Here is a 24,527-nt window from a genome sequence, read left to right on the forward strand (position 1 = left end):
GCGGGCTTTATCTGTTTTACTGTTAATCTTGGCGTTTACCGCAGTGACGGCAATAAAGATTACTGTGACGATTTTTAAGTTCGTTATGAATCGCCTTGTTTGCTTCTTGCTTACTTAAACCGAGCTTGTAACGCAGATTCTCAAGGTGTTCTTCTTGAATCGCTGATAAATGACCATCTTCCATTGCTTCATGCACCGCATCAGTAAACAACAAACGGCGCTTACGAAGTTGCTCAGAAAAGCTGGATGCTAATAAACCGGTAGGAATTGCCACCATTCCCATACTGACTAAGGTAATGGCACCCCCAAATAATCGTCCAAGCGGAGTAACAGGCACCACATCCCCATAACCTACAGTCGTCAGAGTGACCATGGCCCACCACATAGCCGATGGAATAGAGCCAAACTTGTCGGGTTGCACATCGTGCTCAATTAAATAAATTCCGCATGATGCAATGATCAGCACAACCGCCATAATGAAAAAAGCGGCAAGCAAAGAGCTACTTTCATCGCGAAATGACTGTAACAACAGCTGCATAGCTCGAGAATAGCGGGTGAGTTTAAAGATACGCATTAAACGTAGTACCCGCAAAAAGCGCAAATCAACACTGACGAAAACCATTAGCAAGGTCGGTAAAATGGCAATAAGGTCGATGAGTGCTAAGGGAGAAAAAAAGTATTTAATACGAATTTTAGAGTTGGTTAGCGGGCTCTCTTTGTGGGCACTTTTATCGACACATGACCAAAGGCGCAAAATGTATTCGAGCGTAAAAATACCGACAGAAATAAGCTCGAGCATTAAAAACTCATGCTTATACTGTTTAGCGAGGTGACTTACAGATTCTAAAACAATGGCCACCACATTGATCATGATAAGTGACATTAAGAACACATCGAGTGCTCGTCCTAGGCGTCGATACTTGCCGTTTCCTTCAAAAACACGGGCGGTATAAGTTCTTAAGCGATGCAACGTTCTAATCCGTTTTTAAGTTAAATTTAACAGCATATTGATGCTGCCTTCTTCAAAGTCGCGGGTAATTTTAAAGCCCAGTTTACGCGCAAGTTCGATCATGCCGGTGTTTTCGGGTAATGTTATTCCGGCAATGCGATTAACCCCTTGGCTTTTGCAATGTTCAATAGCGGCATTCATGAGTATAGTGCCAAGCCCTAAACCTTGACAGTCAGAGCGTACCACAATTGCAAATTCGGCTTCTTGTTTATCAGGATCCATCAATACGCGAGACACGCCTAGCGTGCATGCAGAGCCATTTTGCTCTTGGCTAACAATGAACGCCATTTCGCGGTCGTAATCAATTTGTGTCATTTTTGCCAGTTGGTCGTGATTAAACTGTGGCAGTTCGCCAAAAAAGCGTTTGTAGCGATCTTCTTTTGTTAACGATTGATCAAACTCAAGGTGCGCCTGTTCATCTTCGGGTTTTATTGGTCTAAGTTGAGCTTGAGTATTGTTTTTTAAAGTTACTTCTTTGACCAACTCAATGGGATAAGGGCGTATACACAAGCGCTTGCGGTTTGCTTTTGCTTTGTAGCGGCTTAAGCTTATTGTGGCATCAAGAACTAAAAATTGCCCGTTGCTAGCAAGGATAGGGTTGAGCTCTACGCTGGTAATATCAGGCTGGTCTATTACCAATTGTGAGATACGAGTAAGTAGGGCACATAAACGGTATTTATCGACTTTTTCCGGTAATACGCGGTCTTTTAACACGCCTTTGTCGTGGGCTGCTGCAATTAAATATTTCGCAAGATTCATATTAAGAGGAGGAAGCGCGACCGCCGCTTGCCCAAACTCAAGGCCTGTGCCTGCCTCGCCAAGTAAAATAACAGGGCCAAAGTTTGGCTCTGTTTTAATGGCGATACGCAGTTCATTTGCGCCGGCACGGGGGGCCATTTTTTGCAGTGAAAATCCTTCTATATGCGCATCAGGATAGGTGTTTTTAATTCTAAGCAGCATCGCAAAGGCGGTTTGCTCTACTTCTTGTGCATCGTTTAAGTTAAGTACCACACCGCCTACTTCTGATTTAGACGGAATACTGGGGCTAATTAGTTTTAACGCCACTGGAAAACCAAGCTCAATGGCTTGTTCTTTCGCCTCTGTAGGCGTGTAAGCAACTTCGGTTTGAATACAGTCAATACCATAGTGGGTTAAAATTTGGCTTGCCTGATGTGTTGATAAGTAGCTTTGCTCATCGAGCAGAAACTCATTGACCAACGCCTTGGCAGCTTCTTTATTTATTTTCGCATCATCTGTATTTGATTCGGGTGTCTGTGTTAAATGTTTTTGATTTCGACGATAACTTACTAAGTGCATAAATGCCCCCACCGCGCCTTCAGGAGTACGGTACGTGGGAATCGCATTATTGGCACACACTCGACGCGCAGCGTAAGCAGCATCTTCTCCCATAAAATTGGTCATCACATAAGGGCGCGCCATTTTGGGAATTTTTTGCAGTGTTTCAACAATAATTTCAGCGTAATCTTCGCTAGGGGCAAGGGCCGAAGGAGTATGAATAATCAAAAGATTTTTAACTTCTTTTGCTTGCAGCAATATCTCTAGAGCTTGTTGATAACGTTTTGGTGCTGAATCGCCAAAAATATCCACTGGGTTTGAGGTCATCTCTGATTGTGGAATAACTTTATTAAGCGCTGCGCGTGTTTCATCGCTAAGCTCTGCTAACTTACCTGAACTTTGTAATAAGGTATCAACGGCCATCACACCAGGCCCACCGCCATTGGTGAGAATAGTGAGTTGCTCAACTTTTAGAAGTTTTGGGTGCATTGCCAGCGTTTGTGTGGCTGCAAATAGCTCCCGCAAATCATTAACGCGAAGCATCCCCGCACGTTGAAAGAGTGCATCATACACAGCATCGGAACTTTGTGTTCCACCGGTGTGTATTTCGGCGGCCAGTGCCCCTGCGCTAGTTTTACCTGTTTTTATGGCTATAACAGGTTTGCTGAATGCTGCTGCACGGGCTGCTGAAATAAAATTGCGAATATCTTCAATGTTATCAATATATAAAAGAATGGCTTTGGTTTTAGCATCACGGCCTAAGAAGTCGAGGAGCTCATCAAAGTCAATATCCAGACAGTCACCAACAGAGACAAAATACGAAAAGCCAATTTCTTTGTTTTTAGCCCAATCAAGTATGGTTGAACACACCGCGGCTGATTGCGAAACAAAAGCGAGCTTACCTGGGCTTGCAATTGTGTGCGAAAAGCTTGCATTTAAGCCAATATGCGGAATTAATAAGCCAAGGCAATTAGGCCCAAGTAAAGATACATTTGCCGTTAAAGCGGCTTCTTTTAGAGCCAGCTTTTGCTCAGGGTTAAGCCCCGCAGCAATCACCACCGCGTGTTTACAGCCTATTTCACCCAGCTCATTAATAATATTTATTAAGGTATTTTTGTTAGTACAAATAACAGCAAGGTCTGGTATTTTTGGTAACTCGGCAATACTTGGGTAGGCAAGTACACCATGCACCGCCGTGTGATTTAGACTCACGGGCATGATTGGACCTTTAAAGCCTCCTTGCAAAAGGTTACGCATTACCACAAAACCGGCTCGGTTAGGGGAATTAGAGGCGCCAATAACAGCGACTGACGTTGGATTAAAGAATTGGCTAATGCGTTTAACGCTCATGCTGTGTCCTTTGCTTGCGCATTGTTGTAAACATTTCAGGGTCTGTTAAGTTTATATACATAAGATAACCCTTTTATACATATAAGATAACCTGTTTACTGTGACTTTTCGAGTCGAAAACAGTGACCTATATCAAGGAGAAAGGCATGAGTAAAGCACAGCCATTTAATATTGTTATTGCTGCTGTGGCATTGGCAATAGGTTTACTGGGACTTGGCTTTATATTGAAAAGTGCGGCACTTGATGTCAAAGCAATGGAGCGCACCGTCAATGTTAAAGGGCTTGCTGAAATGGAAGTGGCTGCAGACACCGTAATTTGGCCATTACAATTTTCAGATGCCGATAATAACCTAGAGAAGCTTGTTGCACGCATTGAGAATAAAAATGATGCGGTGGTGGCATTTTTAAAATTACACGGCTTTAATGACGAAGAAATTAGTAATGGCAGCCAATCAATTATTGATAAACAAGCCCGAGAGTATGGGGGAGAAAATCAGCAATTTCGCTACATTGCTCGCTCAAATGTGATTGTATATTCTAGCGATATTGAAAAAGTTCAGCATGCTTTGGGCCAAGTTAGCCAATTAGCCAAGCAGGGCATTGCCGTGGTACAAGATAATTACGAAACACGCATTCAATATTTGTTTAATGGTTTAAACGAAATTAAACCAAAAATGGTCCAAGAAGCGACCGAGAAAGCACGTGAAGTCGCCATGAAATTTGCCAAAGACTCACAGTCTAAATTGGGCAAAATAAAAACGGCGCATCAAGGCCAGTTTTCGATTAATGATAGAGATTCAAACACACCACAACTTAAAAAAGTACGCGTGGTGACCAGTGTTGAATATTATTTATCTGACTAAGCCAAATACAACAGCAAGAGGCAGTCGCATGTGAGTGCACACTATCACCATGCGACTCAGAGCACCTAATATAAACCCGCCACTAAATGCGATAGCAACTCCCAGCAAACCCCACTGATCTTTTAAAATGAATGCCATTAAAATTGTCACGCTGGTCGCCGCTAATAATACGTATAAATTAATCAGCGGATTGCCTTTTAATTTTATAAGATTGCTTGCGAGTATGCGTGCAGGCAGAAAAAGTTGCCCGAGTAACATGAGCATAAGCACCCAAAAACCTTGTTGTAATTGTGTTTCGCCATACAGGCTCAGCAGTGGCTTTGCTAATAGTGCTAGGATAATGATTGCGCCAAAATTAAATCGCCACAGTACACTCATTAATTCACTAACGGCTTTTGAATTATCGTTTTCGGCCATTAATATCGGTTTTAAATACTGGTTGGCGGCATTGCCTAAAATAGTCAGCAAGCCTGCAATCACAACCGCAGGAAAAAACACACTTACGCCCTGCGCGCCAAACCAATGATGAATAAGAAGTACATCGAGCTTGGCAACCAGCACTGTACCAGCACCGCTTGCTAACATGATTAAGGAATCTTTACACCACTGTTTCGTTTGATAGCGTGCGATACGTGGTTCAATTATGCCTTTGATCAGCCAGTATTGATAACACACTACGCAGAGCATACTGCAAAACAACAACACACAAATACTGACTAGTGATAATTCGCCATAGCTAAAATAAAGCAAAAGACATAAAAGTGCGCTGAGCAGTTCAAAAATGCATTGCTGGGTGATAAGGCCGATTTTAGGTTTATTTAAAGCCACTAAAAAAGCAGACTGACTTTGCATAATGGCACCAATCGGGACTAGTAGCAGTAAATAAATAACGTGTTCTTTGGCACTTTGATGCGGTGAAATTGCTTGAAAGCTAATAACGATAGAGGCCACAAAAAGCACCCCAAAAATAGCCGACGCTGCTAAATAAACATGCCTTAAACCACGTAATAAGTCATGTTGTTGGTGTGTGTATAGCGGGTAGCTAATGCGCATTAATGATGAGGAAAAACCCATACTGGCTGGCAGTAGAAGAATTTCACACAGCGCTAATAAAGCAGCAAAAGTACCAAATTCATCAGTGGTAAGTAACCGTGCCAAGCACAAGGTAAGAATGATACGGCTGCCATGGTTAAGGGCCGTAAAACTACTTAAAGACAAAAAGCCTTTGACGACATCTTTGTTCATATTACGACTGTTTAAGTGCCGTGATTAATTGACTCGTTGATACTTGTAAATAGGCTGCACACAGCAAAACTTTACAGTCTGCATTTGTTGGCAAATGCGGCGCGTAAAACGCTTTTAGTTGAGAGATTAATGCATTTACGGCGGAAGGACTGTGGCGTTGGTCAACTTCCATCATGGCCAGCAGAGCTGAAAACTCATGCTTTGCCAGCATCTGGGTATTTTTATTACACGCGATAAAGCAGCCAATTGGCGTTAACTGATCATGGTTTAGGGTTGTTAGAGCATCAGCTAAACTTTCGTTACTTTCAAAGAGCATGAGTGAGCGCAGGTAGTTAAATGGTAGCGCGTCTGCTCTACATTGACTAAAAAGGTGATGTAACAGGGTATTGCCTTGCTGATCGGTGATACTAAACGCGTTTTGAAATTTCAGACCGGGCGTGAAAAAGCTAAGCTTATCAATATCATCGATAAAGCTCACCGCTTCGCGAGGCAAAGGGCTTGCCTCAAGTAAGTGCGCTGCAACATTTTGTAAAAACAGGTATTTTACTTCACTACTGCACGCTAGTTGATAGAGGTGTTGTAATTGCGCTGCCTGCAAAACCCCCGATAAACGTTGGTAATCGCTAAGCAGTTCTTTTAATTGATGATGCTGAAGTCGGCTGTTCAATTGATCAATAGCGCTTTGCATGAAAATACTCGTTTTTTATTATTTATACATTTATAGCTCAACGACTTGTTTAAATAAATAAAAAAGGCCGCTGAGCGGCCTTTTTAAAGTCTATTTAGTTTAAGCAGCTTGTTTTTTTGCAACCCACTGGTCAACAAATTTCTCAAGTACATTTAATGGTACTGCACCATTTTTAAGTACAACATCGTGGAACTCACGAATATCGAATTTATCACCCAGCTGTTCTTTTGCAGCTTCACGCAGCTCTAATATCTTTAACATACCCACTTTGTAAGCGGTTGCTTGAGACGGCATTACAATGTGACGCTCAACCATTTTAACGCCATCAGACGTTGCGTTTGGTGTGTTATTAACGTAATAGTCAATACCCTGTTGGCGTGTCCATTTCATCGCATGGATACCGGTATCAACAACTAAGCGACACGCACGCCATAATTCCATTGCAAGGCGACCGAAGTCTGAATATGGGTCTTCATATAAGCCCATTTCTTTTGGTACTAGCTCAGAGTATAAGCCCCAGCCTTCAACATACGCAGTGTAACCACCAAACTTACGGAACTTAGGCACGCCTTCAAGTTCTTGTGCGATGGCGATTTGCATGTGGTGGCCCGGAATACCTTCGTGATAAGCAAGTGCTTCCATTTGGTAAGTTGGCATTGCTTCCATATCGTAAAGGTTTGCGTAGTAAATACCTGGGCGAGAGCCGTCTGGCGCAGGTTGTTGATAGAACGCTTTACCTGCTGCTTTTTCGCGGAATGCTTCAACAGCTTTTACTTTTAAATCGGCTTTTGGTTTAACAATGAAAAGCTCATCTAAGCGAGATTTCATGTTATCAATGAGGGCTGTCGCTTCATCAAGGTAGCGCTGTTTACCTTCCGCTGTATTTGGGTAGTAGAACTGCTTATCAGTTTTCATGAATTGCATGAATGCTTTTAAGTCACCGTCAAAGCCTACTTTTTCTTTAATCGCGCGCATTTCGTCGTGAATACGTGCAACCTCAGCTAAACCAATTGAGTGGATTTCTTTTGCTGTTAAATCGGTTGTTGTTGTGCGTGCAAGGGCATTGTTGTAGAACGTTTCACCATCTGGGAATTTCCACGCACCATCACGCTCGTCAGCGCGTTTTTCTAACTGCGCTAAATAGTTAATTAACTTCGTATAAGAAGGCTTAACAGCCGCTTTTAGTGCTTTTTCTGCATCGTTGATAAGCGCTGATTTTTCGCTTTCACTAATCTCTAATGCGGCAACTTTACGTTTAAAGTCAGCTAAAAGAGTTGAGTCTTCACCTGTATCAAATGGTGCACCATGTAGAATGTTCTTACTTGAATCAATGACATGTGGGAATACAAATTTAGGTGCGATGATACCTTTATCAGCACGCACGTCGAGGTCTTTGATTAGCTGATCAATAACCATCGTTACGCCGTTTAAGCGAGAGATATACGCTTTCGCATCTGAGACATCAGCAATTTGATGTTGGTTAATTAAAAATGCAGGGATCATCGAATGAACACCAAACATTTGATTTACAGGGTAGTTGTAATGACGCCATTTAAAATCTGCAATTTCATTTTCAAGTGCTTGTTTTTTTAGGTCGTAGCTTACTTTTGTCGCGTCATCTAATAGTTCGCGGTTAATTGCTTTTAAAGCGACAAGATCAGCTTTGGTTTGCTCAAAGTCTGCAAGAACGCGTTCTTCGCTACCATCATCCCATTTATCGTAATCTTTTTTGATACCCATGTATGTTTGATAAACAGGGCTTTTCATTACATCACGGTTAAACGTGTCTTCAAAAAACGCATTCGCTTTATCGATTTCACTTTGTACAGGTTGGGTTTGTACAGTGGGCGCTGGGGTTGGTTGTTCTTGCATTTGTTGGCAACCGCCAAGTAATGCAACACTTACCGCTGCAGCGATGAAGGTCAGTTTACGCATTATCGTTCCTTTCTTGTTAGAAATTTAATTATTAATAGAATTCTTAAACGAACAATTCTAGCAGGTCATTTAAAAAGCGCTGGCCTTTTGCACTGACTTGCCAATTGTTTTTATTATCTGTTAGTAAGCCTTTTTTAATTGCTTCGTTCAAGGCTTGTTCTTGGCTTTGCAGTGACAAATTTGTAAGCAAAGATAAATCACCTTTTGGGCAAGGCTCAACTAAACGAAAACGATTCATAAAAAATTCAAACGCTAAATCATCGTCAGCAACCTGCCATTGTTCGTACAAATAAGGCTTTGCGAGATCCATATAACCACGCGGATGTTTAACTTTTACTGTACGCGTGATGATCTTCGTATTTGCGTCAGTCACCTTACCATGGGCCCCACAGCCAATACCGAGATAATCGCCAAATCGCCAATAATTTAAGTTATGTTGACATTGGTAGCCGGGTTTCGCATAGCCAGAAATCTCGTATTGCTGATAACCTGCATCTGCAAGGAGTGCTTGTCCCTGTTCTTGAATGTCCCACAATATATCGTCGTGCGGTAACGTGGGGGGTTTTGATGCAAACTGAGTATTAGGTTCAATTGTTAATTGATACCACGAAATATGCGGGGGATTTAATGCGATGATTTTTTCAAGGTCACTAAGTGCATCCTCAAGAGACTGCCCAGGTAAACCATGCATTAAATCTAAATTAAAACTGTTGAGCCCAGCTTGGTGTGCTTGTTTTGCTGCATAGCTTGCTTCATCCGCGCCATGTATACGGCCGAGGGCTTTCAGCTTGTCGTTCTGCATGCTTTGCACACCAATCGAAATTCGGTTTATGCCAGCCGCGACATACTCTTTAAAGCGGCCTGTTTCTACAGTGCCTGGGTTGGCCTCTAAAGTGATTTCGCAGTTTTCACTCAGGCCAATTAATCTATCGACCTCACCAAGTAAGCGGGTGTATGCCTCACCTGTGAGTAAACTTGGCGTGCCGCCACCTATAAAAATACTGTGGATTTTACGCCCTTGTACTAAATGTAAATCCGCTTTTAAGTCATCAATTAGGTGTTGAACATACTCTTTTTCGGGGATCGTACCTTTTTGACCATGGCTGTTAAAGTCGCAGTACGGACACTTTTGCACGCACCACGGTACGTGCACATATAAACTTAACGGGGGTAAACTCACAGGCCGCCTTTTTGCTGCAATTGCGCAAGTAGTTGCTTAAGTGCTTGGCCGCGGTGGCTCAGGGCATTTTTTTGCTCTTTTGTCAGCTGTGCGCTGGTGCATTGTTCTGAAGGCACATAAAAGATGGGGTCATAACCAAAACCGCCTTGGCCATCTTGGCTGTGCGTGATTTCACCTTCCCAGCTCGCACTGCAAATAAGCGGTGTCGGGTCATCAGCATGGCGCATTAAAACCAGAACACACCAAAAACGAGCGCTACGTACAGGGTTATCAGCCAGCTCGCTTAAAAGTTTATCAATGTTGTCTTGGTCACTGGCATTTTCGCCAGCAAAACGTGCAGAATAAACACCTGGTGCGCCATGTAAGCCATCGACTTCGAGGCCAGAATCATCTGCAATTGCAGGCAGCCCAGTAATCTTTGCTGCATGACGCGCTTTTATTATCGCGTTTTCAACAAATGTAGTGCCTGTTTCTGGCACGTCAGGAACCTGAAAATCGCTTTGTGGAACCACATTAATGTTAAGCGGGCTAAGCATGCTCGCCAGCTCTTTTACTTTGCCAGGGTTACCCGTGGCTAAAACTAAAGTGTTGTTCATAGGGGCATTAATCTACGTAAAATTTTTGCTGAAATGTCAGAGTTTGTACTTTGCCGTTTTTATTAATCTCGATATTAAAACGGTAAATTTCTTCATTGCTGTAGTCGATTTGTGCAAGGTAATAAATCGCATCGCCTTCAACAACTTCTTTAAATTCAAGTTGTTTACTATTGCCGAGTAGGTTACGTGCCGTGCCTGTTAGTGTGGCAGTTTGCGCCGTTTTATCGCTGTTTTTTAGCACCGAAATATTAATAATTCCTTTGCTTGGGCTGCGCACTAAATCGTAGTTTTTGGCAATGTCGGGTTGTATAAAGGTTGAAGGAAAAGCGATGTAATGTACTTCAAATGGACCAAGTATTTTATATTGTGCGCCGGCTTGTTGTTCAGCCTTCGCTGCTGTTGTGAATAAACTGAGGGCAAGTAAGGTAAAAAGAATAATCTGTTTCATGGTATTTCTCACTTAATAAAAGAGGCCTTACGGCCTCTAAATTAGATACTCAATGTTTAGCCAATCAAATCAATTAATAAAAATTGTAAGAACTGCAAGGCAATGATCAGTACTAAAATTGACAAGTCTAAACCACCCAGTGGTGGTATAACTTTACGAATAGGGCGTAACATAGGTTCAGTTAGCTGGTGGAAAACCGCTTCAATAGGGTTGTAGCCTTGGCTTACCCAGCTTAATAAAGCACGAATAATTAACACCCAAAATAGTAAGTTTAACCCTTCTTTTATGACCGTGATTAACGCAGTCACAAAGACAGGCGCGGCAGCCCAACCACCATAAAACAGTAAAAAGACGGCACTAAGCTTTGCCACTGCGACTAAATACGCAAGGACTAACGACGCGATGTCAAAGCCACCCAACCCTGGAATGATTTTACGTAATGGGTTTACTGCAAACGATGTGGCTTTTACCACAAACTGGCTAATCGGATTATAAAAGTCAGCTTTTGCCGCTTGTAACCAAAAGCGTAAAAGGACCACCATTAAAAAGAGATCAAAAATAATCTCAACGAGGAATTGCATGGCTTGCATAGTTTTACCTTCAACAAAGTAAGCTTAAAGTTCTTTTTCCATTTCTTCTGCGCGGGCAATACAGGCATCCATTGCATCGGCAACGGTACCAATAAGGCCTTGTGCTTTCAGGTGCTCAACGGCTGCGTGAGTTGTACCGCCTTTTGATGTGACGTTTGCACGCAGCTGTGAAATACTGATTTCAGGTTGTGATAGGGCCATTTCAGCTGCACCTAGCGCCGTTTGTTGTACTAAGCGGCGTGCATCTTCATCACTAAAGCCAAGTGCTTTTGCTTTTTCTTCTATGGCTTCCATAAATAAGAAAAAGTAAGCGGGCGAAGAGCCGGTAACGGCGATGATATCGTTTATTTGCGACTCTTGCTCGACCCATACAACAATACCTGTACATTCAAATACTTGCTGTACAAACTCATGCTCTTCTGTGGTTTCGTCAGCGCCAAATAGACCCGACACGCCACGACCAAGTAATGACGGTGTATTTGGCATACAACGAACCATTTTTACCTTTTGGCCCAGCATTTCACGTAAACGATTTACGGTTAAACCTGCCGCGACAGAGATAAATAGCTTGTGGCTAAAATCAACGCCTGAATCTTGGAATGATTGGCATAAATCGCCCATCATTTGTGGTTTAACAGACAATACAATCACATCTGCATCACGAAGTGCCGCGTTGTTATCCGCGGTGGTTTGCACCCCGAAATCAGCAGCAACCTTAGCTAATTTCTCTTGGTTGCGATTGGTTGCAATGATGTTTTTTGCTGCAAAACCGTTCTTTACCATGCCGCCAATAATGGCGTAGCTCATGTTACCCGTGCCTATAAATGCGATTTTTTTATCTGACATATGTCTGTTATCACCTTTTAATTTCGTTGGCCAAATATATCCGTGCCAATGCGTACCATGGTTGAACCAGCTGCAATTGCTGCTTCAACATCGTTACTCATACCCATCGACAAGGTGTCTACTTGGGGATATTGGGCCTTTAGTTTATCAAAGCAAGCGCTTAATTGCTCAAAATATTGTAATTGTTGCTGTGCATCGTCGGTTTTGGCTGGGATAGCCATCACGCCACGCAAACATAAATTATCGCAGCCACTAATAAATTCTGCCAGTGACATTAGCTCATCAGGGTGGCAGCCTGACTTAGCCTCTTCTAAACTGATATTAACTTGGATTAATACGTTCAGTGGTGTTTTGTCTTTTGGTCTTTGCTCGTTAAGACGTTTGGCTATTTTTGTACGGTCGACACTTTGTACCCAGTCAAAATGTGTGGCCACTTGGGCGCTTTTATTGGACTGAATGGGACCAATAAAGTGCCAAACTATGTCTGTTAAGTGGGCAAGTTCAGTGACTTTTGTCACGGCTTCTTGCACGTAAGACTCACCAAATTGGCGTTGGCCGTGCTGGTAGGCAGCCACAATACCTTCGACTGGTTTAGTCTTTGAAACTGCTAACAAGCTAATAGCGTGTTCATCGCGTTGATTATTTTTTGCAGCTAGGGCAATTCTTGCGTAGGCGGATTTGAGTCGTTCTGCTATTGTAACCATATAATTATCAGTTGGTTGTGGAGTCATAAATGGATATTACCGAATTATTGGCCTTTAGTGTGCAACACAAAGCCTCGGATTTACACTTATCATCGGGTGTGTCACCTATGATACGCGTTGATGGCGATGTGCGTCGTATTAATATTCCAGCATTAGAACAAAAAGATGTAAATAGTCTGGTTTACGATATTATGAACGATAATCAGCGTAAGGACTATGAACAAAACCTAGAAGTGGATTTTTCATTTGAAGTCCCTAATCTTGCGCGTTTTCGTGTTAATGCTTTTAATTCAAACCGTGGTCCTGCGGCGGTATTCCGTACTATCCCCAGCGAAGTATTAACGCTTGATGATTTAGGTGCGCCAGATATTTTTAAAACCATTTCCGATAACCCGCGTGGTTTAGTGTTGGTTACTGGGCCTACGGGTTCGGGTAAATCAACTACCTTAGCGGCAATGGTTGATTACATTAATCAAACTAAGCATCATCATATTCTCACGATTGAAGATCCTATCGAATTTGTTCACGATAACAAACTGAGTCTGATTAACCAACGTGAAGTGCACCGTGATACTCACAGTTTCTCGAATGCGCTGCGCAGTGCGTTGCGTGAAGACCCAGATGTTATCTTGGTTGGTGAGTTACGTGACTTAGAAACTATCCGTCTTGCTATGACCGCGGCCGAAACGGGTCACTTGGTTTTTGGCACTTTGCATACGACCTCGGCACCAAAAACAATCGACCGTATTATTGACGTTTTCCCAGGTGAAGAAAAAGACATGGTGCGCTCAATGTTGTCTGAATCATTACGGGCTGTTATCTCGCAAACACTGCTTAAAAAAGTAGGGGGCGGGCGAGTGGCTGCACATGAAATCATGATTGGTGTGCCTGCAATACGAAACCTGATCCGTGAAGATAAAATTGCGCAGATGTACTCATCGATTCAAACGGGAGCATCTCATGGCATGCAAACCATGGATCAATGTTTAGCAAATCTAGTGAACTATGGGATTATTACAAACGCGGATGCGCGTGCGAAGGCGCAAGATAAAACTCAATTTGGTGGCTAACGGAGAAAGTTGACATGTCTTTACCTTTAAATCATTACTTAAAAGTGATGATTACTAAAAACGGCTCTGACTTATTTGTTTCAAGTGAGCTGCCAGTAAGTGCGAAAATTAATGGTGAACTCATCCCGTTAAGTGACGAGAAACTTTCTGATGAAAGCGCACTTGCTATGGTTGAGTCAGCGATGAACGAGAAGCAGCGCAAAGAGTTTCACGACACCAAAGAGTGTAACTTTGCGATTGCTAACGATGAAGGCCGTTTCCGTGTTTCGGCATTTTGGCAGCGCGATCGGGCTGGCATGGTTATTCGTCGAATAGTGACCACCATCCCTGATGTTACTGATTTAGGCTTACCCTCTATTCTTACCGATGTGATCATGGCGAAACGGGGTTTAGTTCTGTTTGTAGGTGGCACGGGAACGGGTAAATCAACCTCGCTTGCGGCACTGCTTGGTTATCGTAATCGAAACCAGCGCGGGCACATTTTGACTATTGAAGACCCGATTGAATTTGTCCATGAACATCGTAAAAGTATCATTACTCAACGTGAAGTGGGCCTTGATACCGAGAGTTTCGAGTCGGCGTTGAAAAGCTCACTGCGTCAGGCGCCTGATGTCATTTTGATTGGTGAGATTCGCTCGCAAGAAACCATGGAATACGCATTAAGCTTTGCTGAAACAGGGCATTTATGTGTGGCAACACTGCATGCTAATAATGCTAACCAAGCCATTGACCGTATCATGCATTTAGTGCCAAAAGAAAAGCACGATAAGCTTAAGTATGACTTAGCACTTAACTTACGTGCCATCGTCGCGCAGCAATTAGTGCCGACCTCTGATGGGGAAGGGCGCGTTGCTGCCATTGAAATTTTACTTAATTCTCCTATGGTTGCGGAGCTTATTAAGCGCGGCGATATTGGCTCAATAAAAGAGACCATGGCAAAATCGAAAGAAATGGGAATGCAGACCTTCGACCAAGCTTTGTTCGAACTTTACAAGCAACATCGCATCAATTATGCCGATGCCTTGCATCATGCTGATTCACCAAACGACTTACGCTTGATGATTAAGCTGCAAAATAATGAACAAAAGGGCGCGGGATTCTTACAGGGCGTCACCATTGATGGCCTTGATGGTAAGAGTGAGGACTGATGTTGTTGCGAATAAATTTAATCGCTGTGTTATTGCTGTTGAGTTGTGCGCTGCCCGCGCACAGTATTGATGCAAATGAAGTGGTTATTTTTATTCGCGATGATGTGTTTGATGATTACAGCCGGTTTTTAAAAGGGCGAGAGCCTATTGAAGTAAAAGACTTTAGCGGCGCGTATATTCGTCGTGATGTGGTTGATATGATCATTGCCCAGCAAGCTTTGATATTGGGGGGATTTACCAAGCCTTTTCGATATCACAAAGGCAATATCAATTACCGAAACACCAAACTGTTAGAAAATGGTAAGTTGCTTATTAGTTTTGACAGTGTGTGGTCACTCGATGCAAATAAGTTGACACGGGATGTGTATGTGTCAGCCCCGGTGATCCGCGAAGGGGAGTATTTTGCGGGGGTATATACTTCTCCTCGTAATGAAAAAGTATTTAAGATAAACCAGCTGTCTGACTTTTCTCAGTTAACGGCGGTTTCTACACCACGCTGGCAAACCGATTGGCAGACACTGTCTGCGTTACCGCTAAAAGAATTACTGCGCGAAGATGAGTGGCTGAGCCAAGTCCGAATGGTATCAATGCAATGGGTTGATTTTGTGATGATGCCCTTAATGCCAAGTTTAAATAATCGCTATATTCTGGAAGATATTAACCTTGTCGCGGTGCCTGATGTGCTACTGCAGCTAAATGATAGTCGTCATTTTATTATTTCGAAGAAACACCCCGATGGCAAAGCAGCGTATACGGCTTTGCAAAAAGGCTTGCAGCAATTACGCGAGGCGGGTGCAATAGAAAAAGCCTACCGCGAGGCAGGCTTTATTCCTGATTTAACACACTATACGGTTATTAATAAACAACCTTAGTCGCCATAAAACTGTTCAAAGAAACTTTCAAGAATAATCACCGCAGACATATTATCCACGTTACCCTTACCTAGATTTCTGTAACCGCCTTGTTCAAATAAGCGCGCTTTGGCATCTGCCGTGGTGAGTCTTTCATCCTGGGTTTCAACCGGAATCGCAAAGTGATTGTGTAGTCGGTTTGCAAACTTTTTGGCTTTGAATGTGACATCTTGCGTGGTGCCATCCATATTGAGTGGCAAGCCAACAACCATCAAATCAGGTTGCCACTCATCGACCTGTTTTTTAATAAGTTGCCAGTCTGGGATGCCGTCTTTTGCTTTCACTGCTTGTAAGCTAGAGGCTGTCCCTGTTAACTCTTGACCTATGGCGATACCAATGCTTTTGGTACCAAAGTCAAAGCCCATTACAGTGCGTTCACCGATGGGCTTAAAAGTGCGTTTTGTCATAGTTGCCGTTTAATTAGTGCGTTTAGGTTAAGCGTGACCGGCTTCAGAGCTTAGTTGACTGACATCAAAACCCAGCATAGAAACCGCTTTTTCCCAGCGTTTTTCTACGGGGGTATTAAAAATAATCTCAGGGTCAGCTTTAATGATTAGCCACGCATTTTCAAGTAGTTCTTGTTCAAGTTGTCCTTGATCCCACCCGGCATAACCTAAGGTGATAATAAACTGCTCGGGTGCTTGCGCTGTGGTGAGAGTTGCGAGCACATCTTTTGAGGTGGTGATCATAATATCACTACTGAGCTTTTGACTCGCCGTGTAGCCCGGCTTAGGCGAGTGCAGTACAAAGCCGCGATCCGTTTTCACGGGGCCGCCGGCGAACACTGCGCGGCCTGCGGCTTGTTGCGTCTTGTCGTTATCAATCTCGATTTTATCGAGTAACTCACCCACCGTGATATTGATAGGCTGGTTAATCACCAAGCCCATCGCACCATCTTGATTATGCTCACAAATATAAGTAACAGCACGCTTGAAAAAAGGGTCTTGCATGCTTGGCATCGCGATTAAGAAATGGTTCTCTAATGACTGCATAGGTCGCCCCTTTTGTTAGGTTTAATTAAGTATGGCTCAGTTTTCTCTCAATGGCATCAAATAAGTGACCAGTAATTGAAATGTTGTAAGCGGCTTCAATTTCTTTGACACAGGTTGGTGCCGTCACATTGATTTCTGTTAGGCGGTCGCCAATAATATCTAAACCAACAAAAATAAGCCCTTTCGCTTTTAGTGTCGGTGCGACAGCTTCAGCAATTTTACGGTCTGAATCACTAATTGGACGTGCTTCGCCACGCCCGCCAGCCGCAAGATTGCCGCGCGTTTCGCCATTTTGAGGAATGCGAGCAAGGCAGTATGGCATGACTTCACCATCAACGACTAATACGCGTTTATCGCCTTGTTTTATTTCTGGAATATAGTTTTGTGCCATGGCAAAACGGCTACCATGTTCAGTCAACGTTTCGCAAATAACACCAATATTCGCGTCATCTTCTTTAACGCGGAAAATTGACGCTCCCCCCATACCGTCCAATGGCTTTAAGATAATGTCTTTATGCTCAGCTAAAAATGCACGAATATCGGCTTGGCTTCGTGTTACGAGCGTATCTGGAGTGTGCTCACTAAACCAAGCGGTGAACAGTTTTTCATTGGCATCACGTAAACTCTGTGGTTTGTTGATAACCAAAGTGCCTGCTTGTTCTGCACGCTCTAAAATATAAGTTGCGTAAATATATTCGGTATCGAAAGGAGGATCTTTACGCATTAAAATTACGTCTAAATCAGCAAGGGCAATGGAGGCTTTTTCTTCAAGCTCATACCAATGATTTACATCATCAAATACACGGGCTTTTGCTGCTGTGGCATAGCCTTGACCTTGGCGCAGTGACAGGTCGTCCATTTCCATGTAGTAAAGTTCGTAACCGCGTTTTTGTGCTTCCATCATCATTGCGAAGCCAGTGTCTTTTTTAATATTAAAGCCACTAATAGGATCAGAGATTATGCCTAACTTAATTGCCATGTTTTTGCCTTTCAATGGTATTGCCATACTGTGGTTAGTGATCTTGATATATGGGTGTTTTTACGATTTTCAATTCGCTAAATCACCAAACTGTAATTGCAATGCACTCAGTACCGTTAATGCCGCGGTTTCGGTGCGCAGTACACGTGGGCCTAAACGAATATCAACGAACGCTTGTTGTTTCGCAATCTCAAGCTCTTCATCGGTAAATCCTCCTTCAGGGCCCACTAAGAACCGCACGCCTGACGAAGGAACTTGAATGGTCTTAATGCTGTGCTTTGCACGTGGGTGCAAGGTTAACTTTATGGCATCGCTGCTTTGTTCTAACCACTCTTTGATATCAATTGGAGGGTGCACCACAGGGACAAAATTTCGTCCAGACTGCTCAGCAGCTGCGATGGCTATTTTTTGCCATTGTTGGTGTTTTTTAGCTAAACGTTCACCGCTGAGTTTGACACCACATCGTTGACTAAAAATAGGGGTGATTTCAGTGATCCCCAGCTCCACTGATTTTTGAATAGTAAAGTCCATTTTGTCACCTCGTGAAACCCCCTGACCTAGGTGGATTTTAAGTGGAGACTCTACGTCATGATCAATAAACTCGAGTGGTTGTACAACGACGTTCTTTTTACTTACTTCAATGATTTCACTGAGGTATTCGCCACCTTCACCATTAAATATTGACACCTGCTCACCGACTTTCATACGAAGTACGCGACCAATATGGCCAGCAGCATCTTCATCAAGGGTGACGGGGTTATCTAATGTGATAACAGAAGGTTGATAAATATGAGGAACTCGCATGGGCTGTCACTTATAAAATAATTTAGCGATATGGTAAGTAAGCAGCGGCTTAGGTGCAATTATTTATTTAAATCTTCGCTTAAAGTGAGGATTTCAGCGCGCGTTTCGGCAATATCTGTTTGGCAAGATAGGTGGTTAATATGTGCGGGATCAGGGCAGGGAATGAAATCAAAGCCTTGCTCGTCTTGGTTTACTAAAAAGCGTACTTTATGCAGTGAGTTATAAATAAATTTTTGCGCGTCGTCTGCTAATTGGTAATCGGTTTGATTAATTAAAACACCTTGAATGTTATGGTGTTCATGTAAATAGCTGGCAAGCTCAGAGACACTTATTTCATTACTAAAATCACAGTAGCAATAATCTTTGATGAGTTGTTCAAACATCAGTTTGACCATATGACGGCTATTCGCACCTGCTACCACAAGGGTAGACCCTTGTGCGTTGGCAAAGTAATGTTGCGTAAATGCGCGACTAAAGTCACTGTCTACATCAACAAGTAAGTAATTGTTTACTTTAAATGGCATGGTGCCTCACGATGTACGTACTTCCGTATCAAATTGAAAACATACTAATTAGTAAATAGCCTATCGCGCCGAAAACGGCAAACTCTATGCATGCAATACCTATGTTATCTTGGTGATCCACTTCTAATGATGTATCTATATTGGGTAGTGAAATATATTTAATTATGTAGCTTAGCACATATAACAATACCCACATCGCACCACAGTGAGACACTAAAGTAAATAAGTTTTCAACCATCTTACCACTAATAAATGAAGCACTGGCAAGACCAGCGTAACCCGCCAATGCAAGGCCAATAGACTTACCCGCATAGCGAATACCAATAGAGGTGTTTTCTAAATTAAAGTTACTTTGTAATGAGGCACCTTGATTTGCTTTAGCAAAGCGGTATTCACGAATTTTACTGTCCAGCGCAAACATCCCTTGTAATACAAAGAAACTGACCGTTGCGATTAATAAACTACTGTATCCTTGAGTATGGCACCAGTTGTAAAGTCCTAAACTGATAATACAGTTTGCGATTAACATACCGGAGTCAACAAGCGCGGCACACACGTTTTGCTTAAGAATGGCGGCCTCTTCGTTAAAGCGATGTAGAATCCATTTGCGATGAATTAAGTGGCCGACTTTAATAAAGGCAAATAATAACGCGATTAAAATAACCACCTTGAGTGGGTTAGACTGGGCTGCACTTAAACTAATTTCATCAAAAATGTACGCGATAGTCGCGATCACTACTAAGATTTCACTGGCAAAGCTGATCCCCATTGCAAAGTTATCATGCTGGGCTAGTTCTTCCTTAAGCGCTTGTTTTGCTTTGATTTGCGTTAGGATGCGTAGGAGCACGATGGTGACGCAAATTACAGCGAAACTAATGGCAATCGCAAGTAAACTAGTGTTAGATAGTGATAAATATTGCATGCAGATCCCTGCTAAAAAGATTCTTTGATAATCATTCTAGTACGGTTACAGGTAAGTTAAAAGAGAGTATTTAATGAGTAATTTACACCCGCTTCCAGAAGCGCTTCAGCAGCTAGGTCAGACACGCTTTGCTGATTTGTATCCAGGCCAAGATGTTGAACCAAGTATTGTTAACTTATTGTCTTTAAGTGACTTTGCCTGGAGCTGCTTACAATCGCAACCAACATTAAAAGCGTGGTTGTTAGATACCAATGAACTTGCTAATCGCACCACAGAACCGCCCCTCAATAGCAATGAACTCTCAACCCTTGATGATGCGGCGGCAATGGCAAAATTGCGTGTATACCGAGAAAAATATTGGCTAAAAGTCGCCTATTTAGACTTATGTTGCCAAAACCCGATTGATGACAGCATTGCTTATATCTCCGAGCTTTCAGATCAACTTATCGACAGTGCGAATCAGTGGGCATTTGCACAAGTAGCAAACGTGAGTGGCACACCGCTGAACAGTGCTGGAGAGGCCATTCCTATGATGGTACTTGGCATGGGGAAATTAGGGGGCAAAGAGCTTAATTATTCGTCTGATATTGATTTGATTTTTTCATACCCGCGAGATGTCGCAACCCAAGGTGGACGTCGCTCTGTCGAAGCACAGGTCTTTTACACAAAGGTTGCCCAAAAGCTTATTATGGCGCTAAATCAAACCACCGTTAATGGCCAAGTTTTTCGTGTTGATATGCGTCTGCGCCCATTTGGCGAAAGTGGCCCTCTGGTCATGAGCTTTCAAGCACTTGAAGATTATTACCAAGAACAAGGGCGTGAGTGGGAGCGCTACGCCATGCTTAAAGGGCGTTTAATTGGCGCTGAAAATGGTTACTGGAAAGAGTTTTATGAGCTACTAAGGCCCTTCGTATACCGACGTTATATCGATTTTTCGGTGATTGAATCTTTACGAAAAATGAAACAAATGATCGCACAAGAAGTACGCCGAAAACGTTTAACTAATAACATAAAACTTGGCGCAGGCGGAATTCGTGAGGTGGAATTTGTGGTGCAAGCACTGCAAATGGTTCGCGGCGGGCGCGAAGCTAACTTGCAAACTCAGTCGCTCTTATTAGCTTTGCAAGAGCTTGTTAATAATCAAGTGATTGAGAAAAAAGAAGCTGATTTACTTAAGCATAATTACTTAGCGCTTCGTCGTATTGAACAGTACTTACAAATTTTCGCAGACAAACAAACACAAACATTGCCAGATGACGCGCAAAATCAGCAGCGTTTATGCTACTTACTTAAGCAGCCCGATTTTGATAGCTGTCTTGTGGCTATTAATAAAATAATGGCCGACGTGCACGGTGAGTTTGAGCAGGTGATAGGCTTTGAAAGTGACAGTGCAGACCCATGTGAAAGTGAATTTATCAGTGCATGGGAAATGACCGACGTCAGTTTGATGTGCGAGCCTAATCTAGATTGGCAGACTGCGCTTGATGATTTTAAAGCACGCTTAACAAAAGCCAAAATAGGCACCCGTGGTCGTGATATTCTCGATAAACTCATGCCACTATTGCTTAAGCAACTTACGGTAACGAAAGCGAGTAGCGATGCCTTTACCATGATTTGCCAAGTGCTGAATAAAATTATCTCGCGAACGGCTTACCTAGAGCTTTTATATGAAAACCCAGGTGCACTTAATCAATTGGTTGCACTGTGCTGTCATAGTAAATGGATTGGCGAACATATTTCCCGTTATCCAATTTTGCTTGATGAATTAATTGATCCCCAGGTGCTATACAAACCAACGCCGTTATCTGCTTACAAAGATGAAATTAGGCAGTATTTTCTACGCATTGAGCATGGCGATCTTGAGTTACAAATGGAAGCTTTACGCCAGTTTAAGCAAACTCATCAATTGCGGATTGCCGCGGCCGATGCCACAGGTGTTCTTGATGTCATGAAAGTAAGCGATCACTTAACTGCGCTTGCAGAAGCGATTGTAGAGCAAGCGGTTAATATTGCATGGCATGCTTGTGTTGAGCGTTTTGGCCGACCAACAAATACCTCGGAGCAAGAAAAAGGATTTGCAGTTATTGCTTATGGAAAAACGGGGGGATTTGAAGTGGGCTACGACTCTGATCTCGATTTAGTGTTTGTTCACAACCACGATGGCAGTAGCTACACCGATGGCGACAAGTCGATTGATTCGCGTCAATTTTATTTAAAACTCGCTCAGCGATTAATGCACTTATTTAATACTCGTACAGCATCAGGCATTTTGTATGAGCTGGATACGCGTCTGCGCCCTGAAGGGGCGTCGGGGTTACTCGCAATTAATCTTGAAAGCTACTACCACTACCAGCAAACGCAGGCCTGGACATGGGAGCATCAAGCCCTTGTACGCTCGCGTATGATCTACGGTCAGGCATCGTTGAGTGAACGTTTTGCAGAAATTCGTCAAGATGTATTGTGCCAAGCGCGTGAAGCAGACAAATTACAAAAAGACGTGGTTGAAATGCGCGAAAAAATGCGTGCCCATCTTGCCAAGGGGACCGAAGAGTTATTTGATTTAAAGCAAGACCAAGGCGGTATAACCGATATCGAATTTATCACTCAATATGTTGTGCTCAAAAATGCGCATCAGCACCGTGCGCTGACATGTTGGTCTGATAATGTGCGCATTTTGGCTGATGCCGCTCGTTTTGGGTGTATTTCAGAACACATGCAGCGCGATTTAGTCGCTGCATACATTGAGTATCGCTCGCGTTATCATATGATGAGTTTAAATCAGCAAGGCCGTTGTGCCCCTCGTGCTGAGCTAACTCAGCACATAGCACTTGTAAAGCAGGTGTGGCAGCAAGTATTAGCTTTTTAAACGACGGCAGTTTTCACGTACATAAGCAGAGGGCAGTTCAGTGATCACCGCTGCTCTTTGCTTAAAGCAGAAAAATGTATACACCTCGTTTTCAAAGTCGTCGTTAATTGCCCTGCCTACTTGGTACAGGGCAGAGACAAAATTACTATCAACACGAAAGTGATCTTTAACAACGTAATCTTTGCTCAAATACCAATACAACACAATGTCTTCGTTACGTGCGTAATCGGACAACACATCCTTGAGGGTTGTGCCGTTTTCAAAGCGACGCGGTTGCACATCACCCGTCCAGTTAGGTGAAGAGGGCTCAACGACTTTTTCTCGTTCAAACAACGCCATATCAAGGCTTGTTTCAGGTGCGGGCAACTTGAGCACGTATTTATCACGCTCGTTGTCTTTACTGTTCACTTGATTTCTAAGGGCAGCGTAAAAACGGGATAGTCCCTGTGCTGCAGCATTCTGAGTATCCTTGATATCAAGAACTGGCCCGCTGCCAAATAAAAAATAAATCGCAGCAGCAATTAAAATTACAGCTAATGATAAATGCTTAACCCAAAACCACATTTCTAATTCTCTTGTTGTTTACTCGTTTAATAAAACCATACAAATTAAAAATTGTCACTCTACTTATAATAAGAAGGGGCATTCTCGTCAGGGCGTGTTTTAAAACGACGGTGTAACCACATGTATTGTTCGGGCGCTAAGTCGATTGCCTGTTCCATACGTTGGTTAACACGCGTCACATCTGTCAGGTTATCGCCAGATGGAAAATTTTCAAGAGCCGGCAGTACCGTTAAATGATAACGCCCTTGCTCATCTCTGCGACTGGTCAAGCTCACCGTTTCACAGTATTTACTGCTTGAAAAAAGTAATGTTCCCGTGGTTGTTGCTGCATCTTGAACAGCATAAAAGGGCGCAAACTCACAACGGTTACGGCCATAATCTTGATCAGGTAAGTAATAGCATACTTTTTTGTTTTTAAGCGCTTGTAGTAAGCCTTTTACATCGCGTTTGCCAATTAGGTATTCGTTAGAACGCAACCGCCCGTTGGTGGTGAAGTATTCCATCAATGGGTTATTGTGTGGGCGATAAAAGCCTATGCCTTGGTGCTTTATTCCCATGATTCGACTGGCCATTTCTAAATGCAAAAAATGTGGAACCAGTAACAAAACTCCTTTACCCGATTGCTGCGCTTTTTCAAAGTGTTCAAGTCCTGTTACTGAACCAAACACTTTTTTAATTCGCCACTCTGGCCACCACCAAGCCATGCCTGTTTCCATCATGGCTATGCCGGTGTTTTCCATGTTTTTTAGTACTAACTCACGTTGCTCGTGTTCAGGCATATTAGGAAAACATAACCGAATATTTACTTCTGCAATATGGCGGCGGCGCTTCATAAAGCGATGCACTAAACGGCCGATGAGTTTGCCGAGAAATAATTGGAATTTATGTGGTAACCAAGAAATTAAATACAGAAAAAACACGCCAACCCAAGTAAGCCAATAACGAGGGCCTAAAAAAGACGCTTTAAAGGGAGATGAACTAACCACAAAAATTATCT

General features: G+C 42.9%; 24 protein-coding genes. 5 read left to right on the top strand and 19 right to left on the bottom strand.

Annotated features, from left to right (window positions below):
- Window positions 1-22: 22 nt before the first annotated feature.
- Complete coding sequence (locus ACSSVW_RS10105) at window positions 23-970, bottom strand: ion transporter (RefSeq protein ID WP_036966045.1); 948 nt, start codon at window positions 968-970, stop codon at window positions 23-25.
- A gap of 15 nt (window positions 971-985) precedes the next feature.
- Window positions 986-3,655 carry a bifunctional acetate--CoA ligase family protein/GNAT family N-acetyltransferase gene (locus ACSSVW_RS10110; RefSeq protein WP_454179239.1) on the bottom strand — a complete coding sequence of 890 codons (2,670 nt, stop codon included), beginning with the start codon at window positions 3,653-3,655 and terminating at the stop codon, window positions 986-988.
- 146 nt (window positions 3,656-3,801) lie between these two features.
- On the opposite strand from ACSSVW_RS10110, the gene ACSSVW_RS10115 reads away from it, so the two are divergent.
- Window positions 3,802-4,518 carry an SIMPL domain-containing protein gene (locus ACSSVW_RS10115; RefSeq protein WP_065979686.1) on the top strand — a complete coding sequence of 239 codons (717 nt, stop codon included), beginning with the start codon at window positions 3,802-3,804 and terminating at the stop codon, window positions 4,516-4,518.
- On the opposite strand, the gene ACSSVW_RS10120 is transcribed toward ACSSVW_RS10115, so the two are convergent.
- The 9 genes from ACSSVW_RS10120 to ACSSVW_RS10160 all read right to left on the bottom strand — a co-directional run bounded on the left by ACSSVW_RS10120 (window position 4,507) and on the right by ACSSVW_RS10160 (window position 12,777).
- On the bottom strand, window positions 4,507-5,763 hold the full coding sequence (locus tag ACSSVW_RS10120) for a lipopolysaccharide biosynthesis protein (RefSeq protein ID WP_454179240.1): 1,257 nt from the start codon (window positions 5,761-5,763) through the stop codon (window positions 4,507-4,509). The two genes, ACSSVW_RS10115 and ACSSVW_RS10120, sit on opposite strands and share 12 nt — an antisense overlap.
- 1 nt (window position 5,764) lies before the next feature.
- Entirely contained in the window at window positions 5,765-6,451 is a 687-nt protein-coding gene (locus tag ACSSVW_RS10125; RefSeq protein WP_036966057.1) for a hypothetical protein, read from the bottom strand.
- Between the two features lie 99 nt (window positions 6,452-6,550).
- Window positions 6,551-8,386: a DUF885 domain-containing protein gene (locus ACSSVW_RS10130; RefSeq protein ID WP_036966060.1), complete on the bottom strand. Its 1,836-nt coding sequence runs from the start codon at window positions 8,384-8,386 to the stop codon at window positions 6,551-6,553.
- 43 nt (window positions 8,387-8,429) lie between these two features.
- On the bottom strand, window positions 8,430-9,566 hold the full coding sequence (gene hemW, locus ACSSVW_RS10135) for a radical SAM family heme chaperone HemW (RefSeq protein ID WP_036966064.1): 1,137 nt from the start codon (window positions 9,564-9,566) through the stop codon (window positions 8,430-8,432).
- Window positions 9,563-10,162 carry an XTP/dITP diphosphatase gene (locus ACSSVW_RS10140; RefSeq protein ID WP_065979689.1) on the bottom strand — a complete coding sequence of 200 codons (600 nt, stop codon included), beginning with the start codon at window positions 10,160-10,162 and terminating at the stop codon, window positions 9,563-9,565. The genes hemW and ACSSVW_RS10140 overlap by 4 nt, the downstream gene beginning before the upstream one ends.
- 7 nt (window positions 10,163-10,169) lie before the next feature.
- Window positions 10,170-10,610: a DUF4426 domain-containing protein gene (locus tag ACSSVW_RS10145; RefSeq protein WP_065979690.1), complete on the bottom strand. Its 441-nt coding sequence runs from the start codon at window positions 10,608-10,610 to the stop codon at window positions 10,170-10,172.
- A 56-nt stretch (window positions 10,611-10,666) separates the two neighbouring features.
- On the bottom strand, window positions 10,667-11,200 hold the full coding sequence (locus tag ACSSVW_RS10150) for a YggT family protein (protein ID WP_036966072.1): 534 nt from the start codon (window positions 11,198-11,200) through the stop codon (window positions 10,667-10,669).
- Between the two features lie 24 nt (window positions 11,201-11,224).
- A complete protein-coding gene (proC, locus tag ACSSVW_RS10155; RefSeq protein ID WP_454179241.1) occupies window positions 11,225-12,046 on the bottom strand; it encodes a pyrroline-5-carboxylate reductase in 822 nt (273 codons plus the stop codon).
- A gap of 17 nt (window positions 12,047-12,063) precedes the next feature.
- The gene (locus ACSSVW_RS10160; RefSeq protein WP_454179242.1) at window positions 12,064-12,777 is read right to left on the bottom strand and encodes a YggS family pyridoxal phosphate-dependent enzyme; all 714 of its coding nucleotides are present in this window, start codon (window positions 12,775-12,777) and stop codon (window positions 12,064-12,066) included.
- Window positions 12,778-12,779: 2 nt separating this feature from the next.
- On the opposite strand from ACSSVW_RS10160, the gene ACSSVW_RS10165 reads away from it, so the two are divergent.
- The 3 genes from ACSSVW_RS10165 to ACSSVW_RS10175 are packed head-to-tail and all read left to right on the top strand — an operon-like array spanning window position 12,780 to window position 15,840.
- Complete coding sequence (locus tag ACSSVW_RS10165) at window positions 12,780-13,820, top strand: type IV pilus twitching motility protein PilT (protein ID WP_421418843.1); 1,041 nt, start codon at window positions 12,780-12,782, stop codon at window positions 13,818-13,820.
- A gap of 14 nt (window positions 13,821-13,834) precedes the next feature.
- Window positions 13,835-14,968, top strand: coding sequence for a PilT/PilU family type 4a pilus ATPase (locus tag ACSSVW_RS10170; RefSeq protein ID WP_036966084.1), 1,134 nt, complete (start codon window positions 13,835-13,837; stop codon window positions 14,966-14,968).
- Window positions 14,968-15,840, top strand: coding sequence for a hypothetical protein (locus ACSSVW_RS10175; RefSeq protein ID WP_065979692.1), 873 nt, complete (start codon window positions 14,968-14,970; stop codon window positions 15,838-15,840). The genes ACSSVW_RS10170 and ACSSVW_RS10175 overlap by 1 nt, the downstream gene beginning before the upstream one ends.
- Here the strand turns inward: ACSSVW_RS10175 and ruvX are convergent.
- The 6 genes from ruvX to ACSSVW_RS10205 form a co-directional block, all read right to left on the bottom strand.
- Complete coding sequence (ruvX, locus tag ACSSVW_RS10180) at window positions 15,837-16,286, bottom strand: Holliday junction resolvase RuvX (protein ID WP_036966089.1); 450 nt, start codon at window positions 16,284-16,286, stop codon at window positions 15,837-15,839. The genes ACSSVW_RS10175 and ruvX overlap by 4 nt on opposite strands.
- Before the next feature lie 27 nt (window positions 16,287-16,313).
- Complete coding sequence (locus tag ACSSVW_RS10185; RefSeq protein WP_036966093.1) at window positions 16,314-16,871, bottom strand: YqgE/AlgH family protein; 558 nt, start codon at window positions 16,869-16,871, stop codon at window positions 16,314-16,316.
- 25 nt (window positions 16,872-16,896) lie between these two features.
- Entirely contained in the window at window positions 16,897-17,850 is a 954-nt protein-coding gene (gene gshB, locus ACSSVW_RS10190) for a glutathione synthase (protein ID WP_454179243.1), read from the bottom strand.
- Between the two features lie 69 nt (window positions 17,851-17,919).
- Window positions 17,920-18,654 (bottom strand): 16S rRNA (uracil(1498)-N(3))-methyltransferase, encoded by a 735-nt coding sequence (rsmE, locus tag ACSSVW_RS10195; RefSeq protein WP_454179244.1) that lies wholly within the window; start codon window positions 18,652-18,654, stop codon window positions 17,920-17,922.
- 59 nt (window positions 18,655-18,713) lie between these two features.
- Window positions 18,714-19,178, bottom strand: coding sequence for a hypothetical protein (locus ACSSVW_RS10200; RefSeq protein WP_036966101.1), 465 nt, complete (start codon window positions 19,176-19,178; stop codon window positions 18,714-18,716).
- A 28-nt stretch (window positions 19,179-19,206) separates the two neighbouring features.
- The gene (locus ACSSVW_RS10205) at window positions 19,207-20,100 is read right to left on the bottom strand and encodes a DUF350 domain-containing protein (protein WP_199524737.1); all 894 of its coding nucleotides are present in this window, start codon (window positions 20,098-20,100) and stop codon (window positions 19,207-19,209) included.
- Between the two features lie 73 nt (window positions 20,101-20,173).
- Between ACSSVW_RS10205 and glnE the strand changes: the two genes are divergently transcribed.
- Window positions 20,174-22,966 carry a bifunctional [glutamate--ammonia ligase]-adenylyl-L-tyrosine phosphorylase/[glutamate--ammonia-ligase] adenylyltransferase gene (glnE, locus tag ACSSVW_RS10210; RefSeq protein WP_454179245.1) on the top strand — a complete coding sequence of 931 codons (2,793 nt, stop codon included), beginning with the start codon at window positions 20,174-20,176 and terminating at the stop codon, window positions 22,964-22,966.
- On the opposite strand, the gene ACSSVW_RS10215 is transcribed toward glnE, so the two are convergent.
- Window positions 22,955-23,530 carry a TcpQ domain-containing protein gene (locus ACSSVW_RS10215; protein ID WP_180311073.1) on the bottom strand — a complete coding sequence of 192 codons (576 nt, stop codon included), beginning with the start codon at window positions 23,528-23,530 and terminating at the stop codon, window positions 22,955-22,957. The two genes, glnE and ACSSVW_RS10215, sit on opposite strands and share 12 nt — an antisense overlap.
- Before the next feature lie 59 nt (window positions 23,531-23,589).
- Window positions 23,590-24,516 (bottom strand): LpxL/LpxP family Kdo(2)-lipid IV(A) lauroyl/palmitoleoyl acyltransferase, encoded by a 927-nt coding sequence (lpxL, locus tag ACSSVW_RS10220; RefSeq protein WP_180311072.1) that lies wholly within the window; start codon window positions 24,514-24,516, stop codon window positions 23,590-23,592.
- Window positions 24,517-24,527 lie beyond the last annotated feature (11 nt).

It is taken from the genome of Pseudoalteromonas sp. MBR-15 (assembly GCF_053628915.1).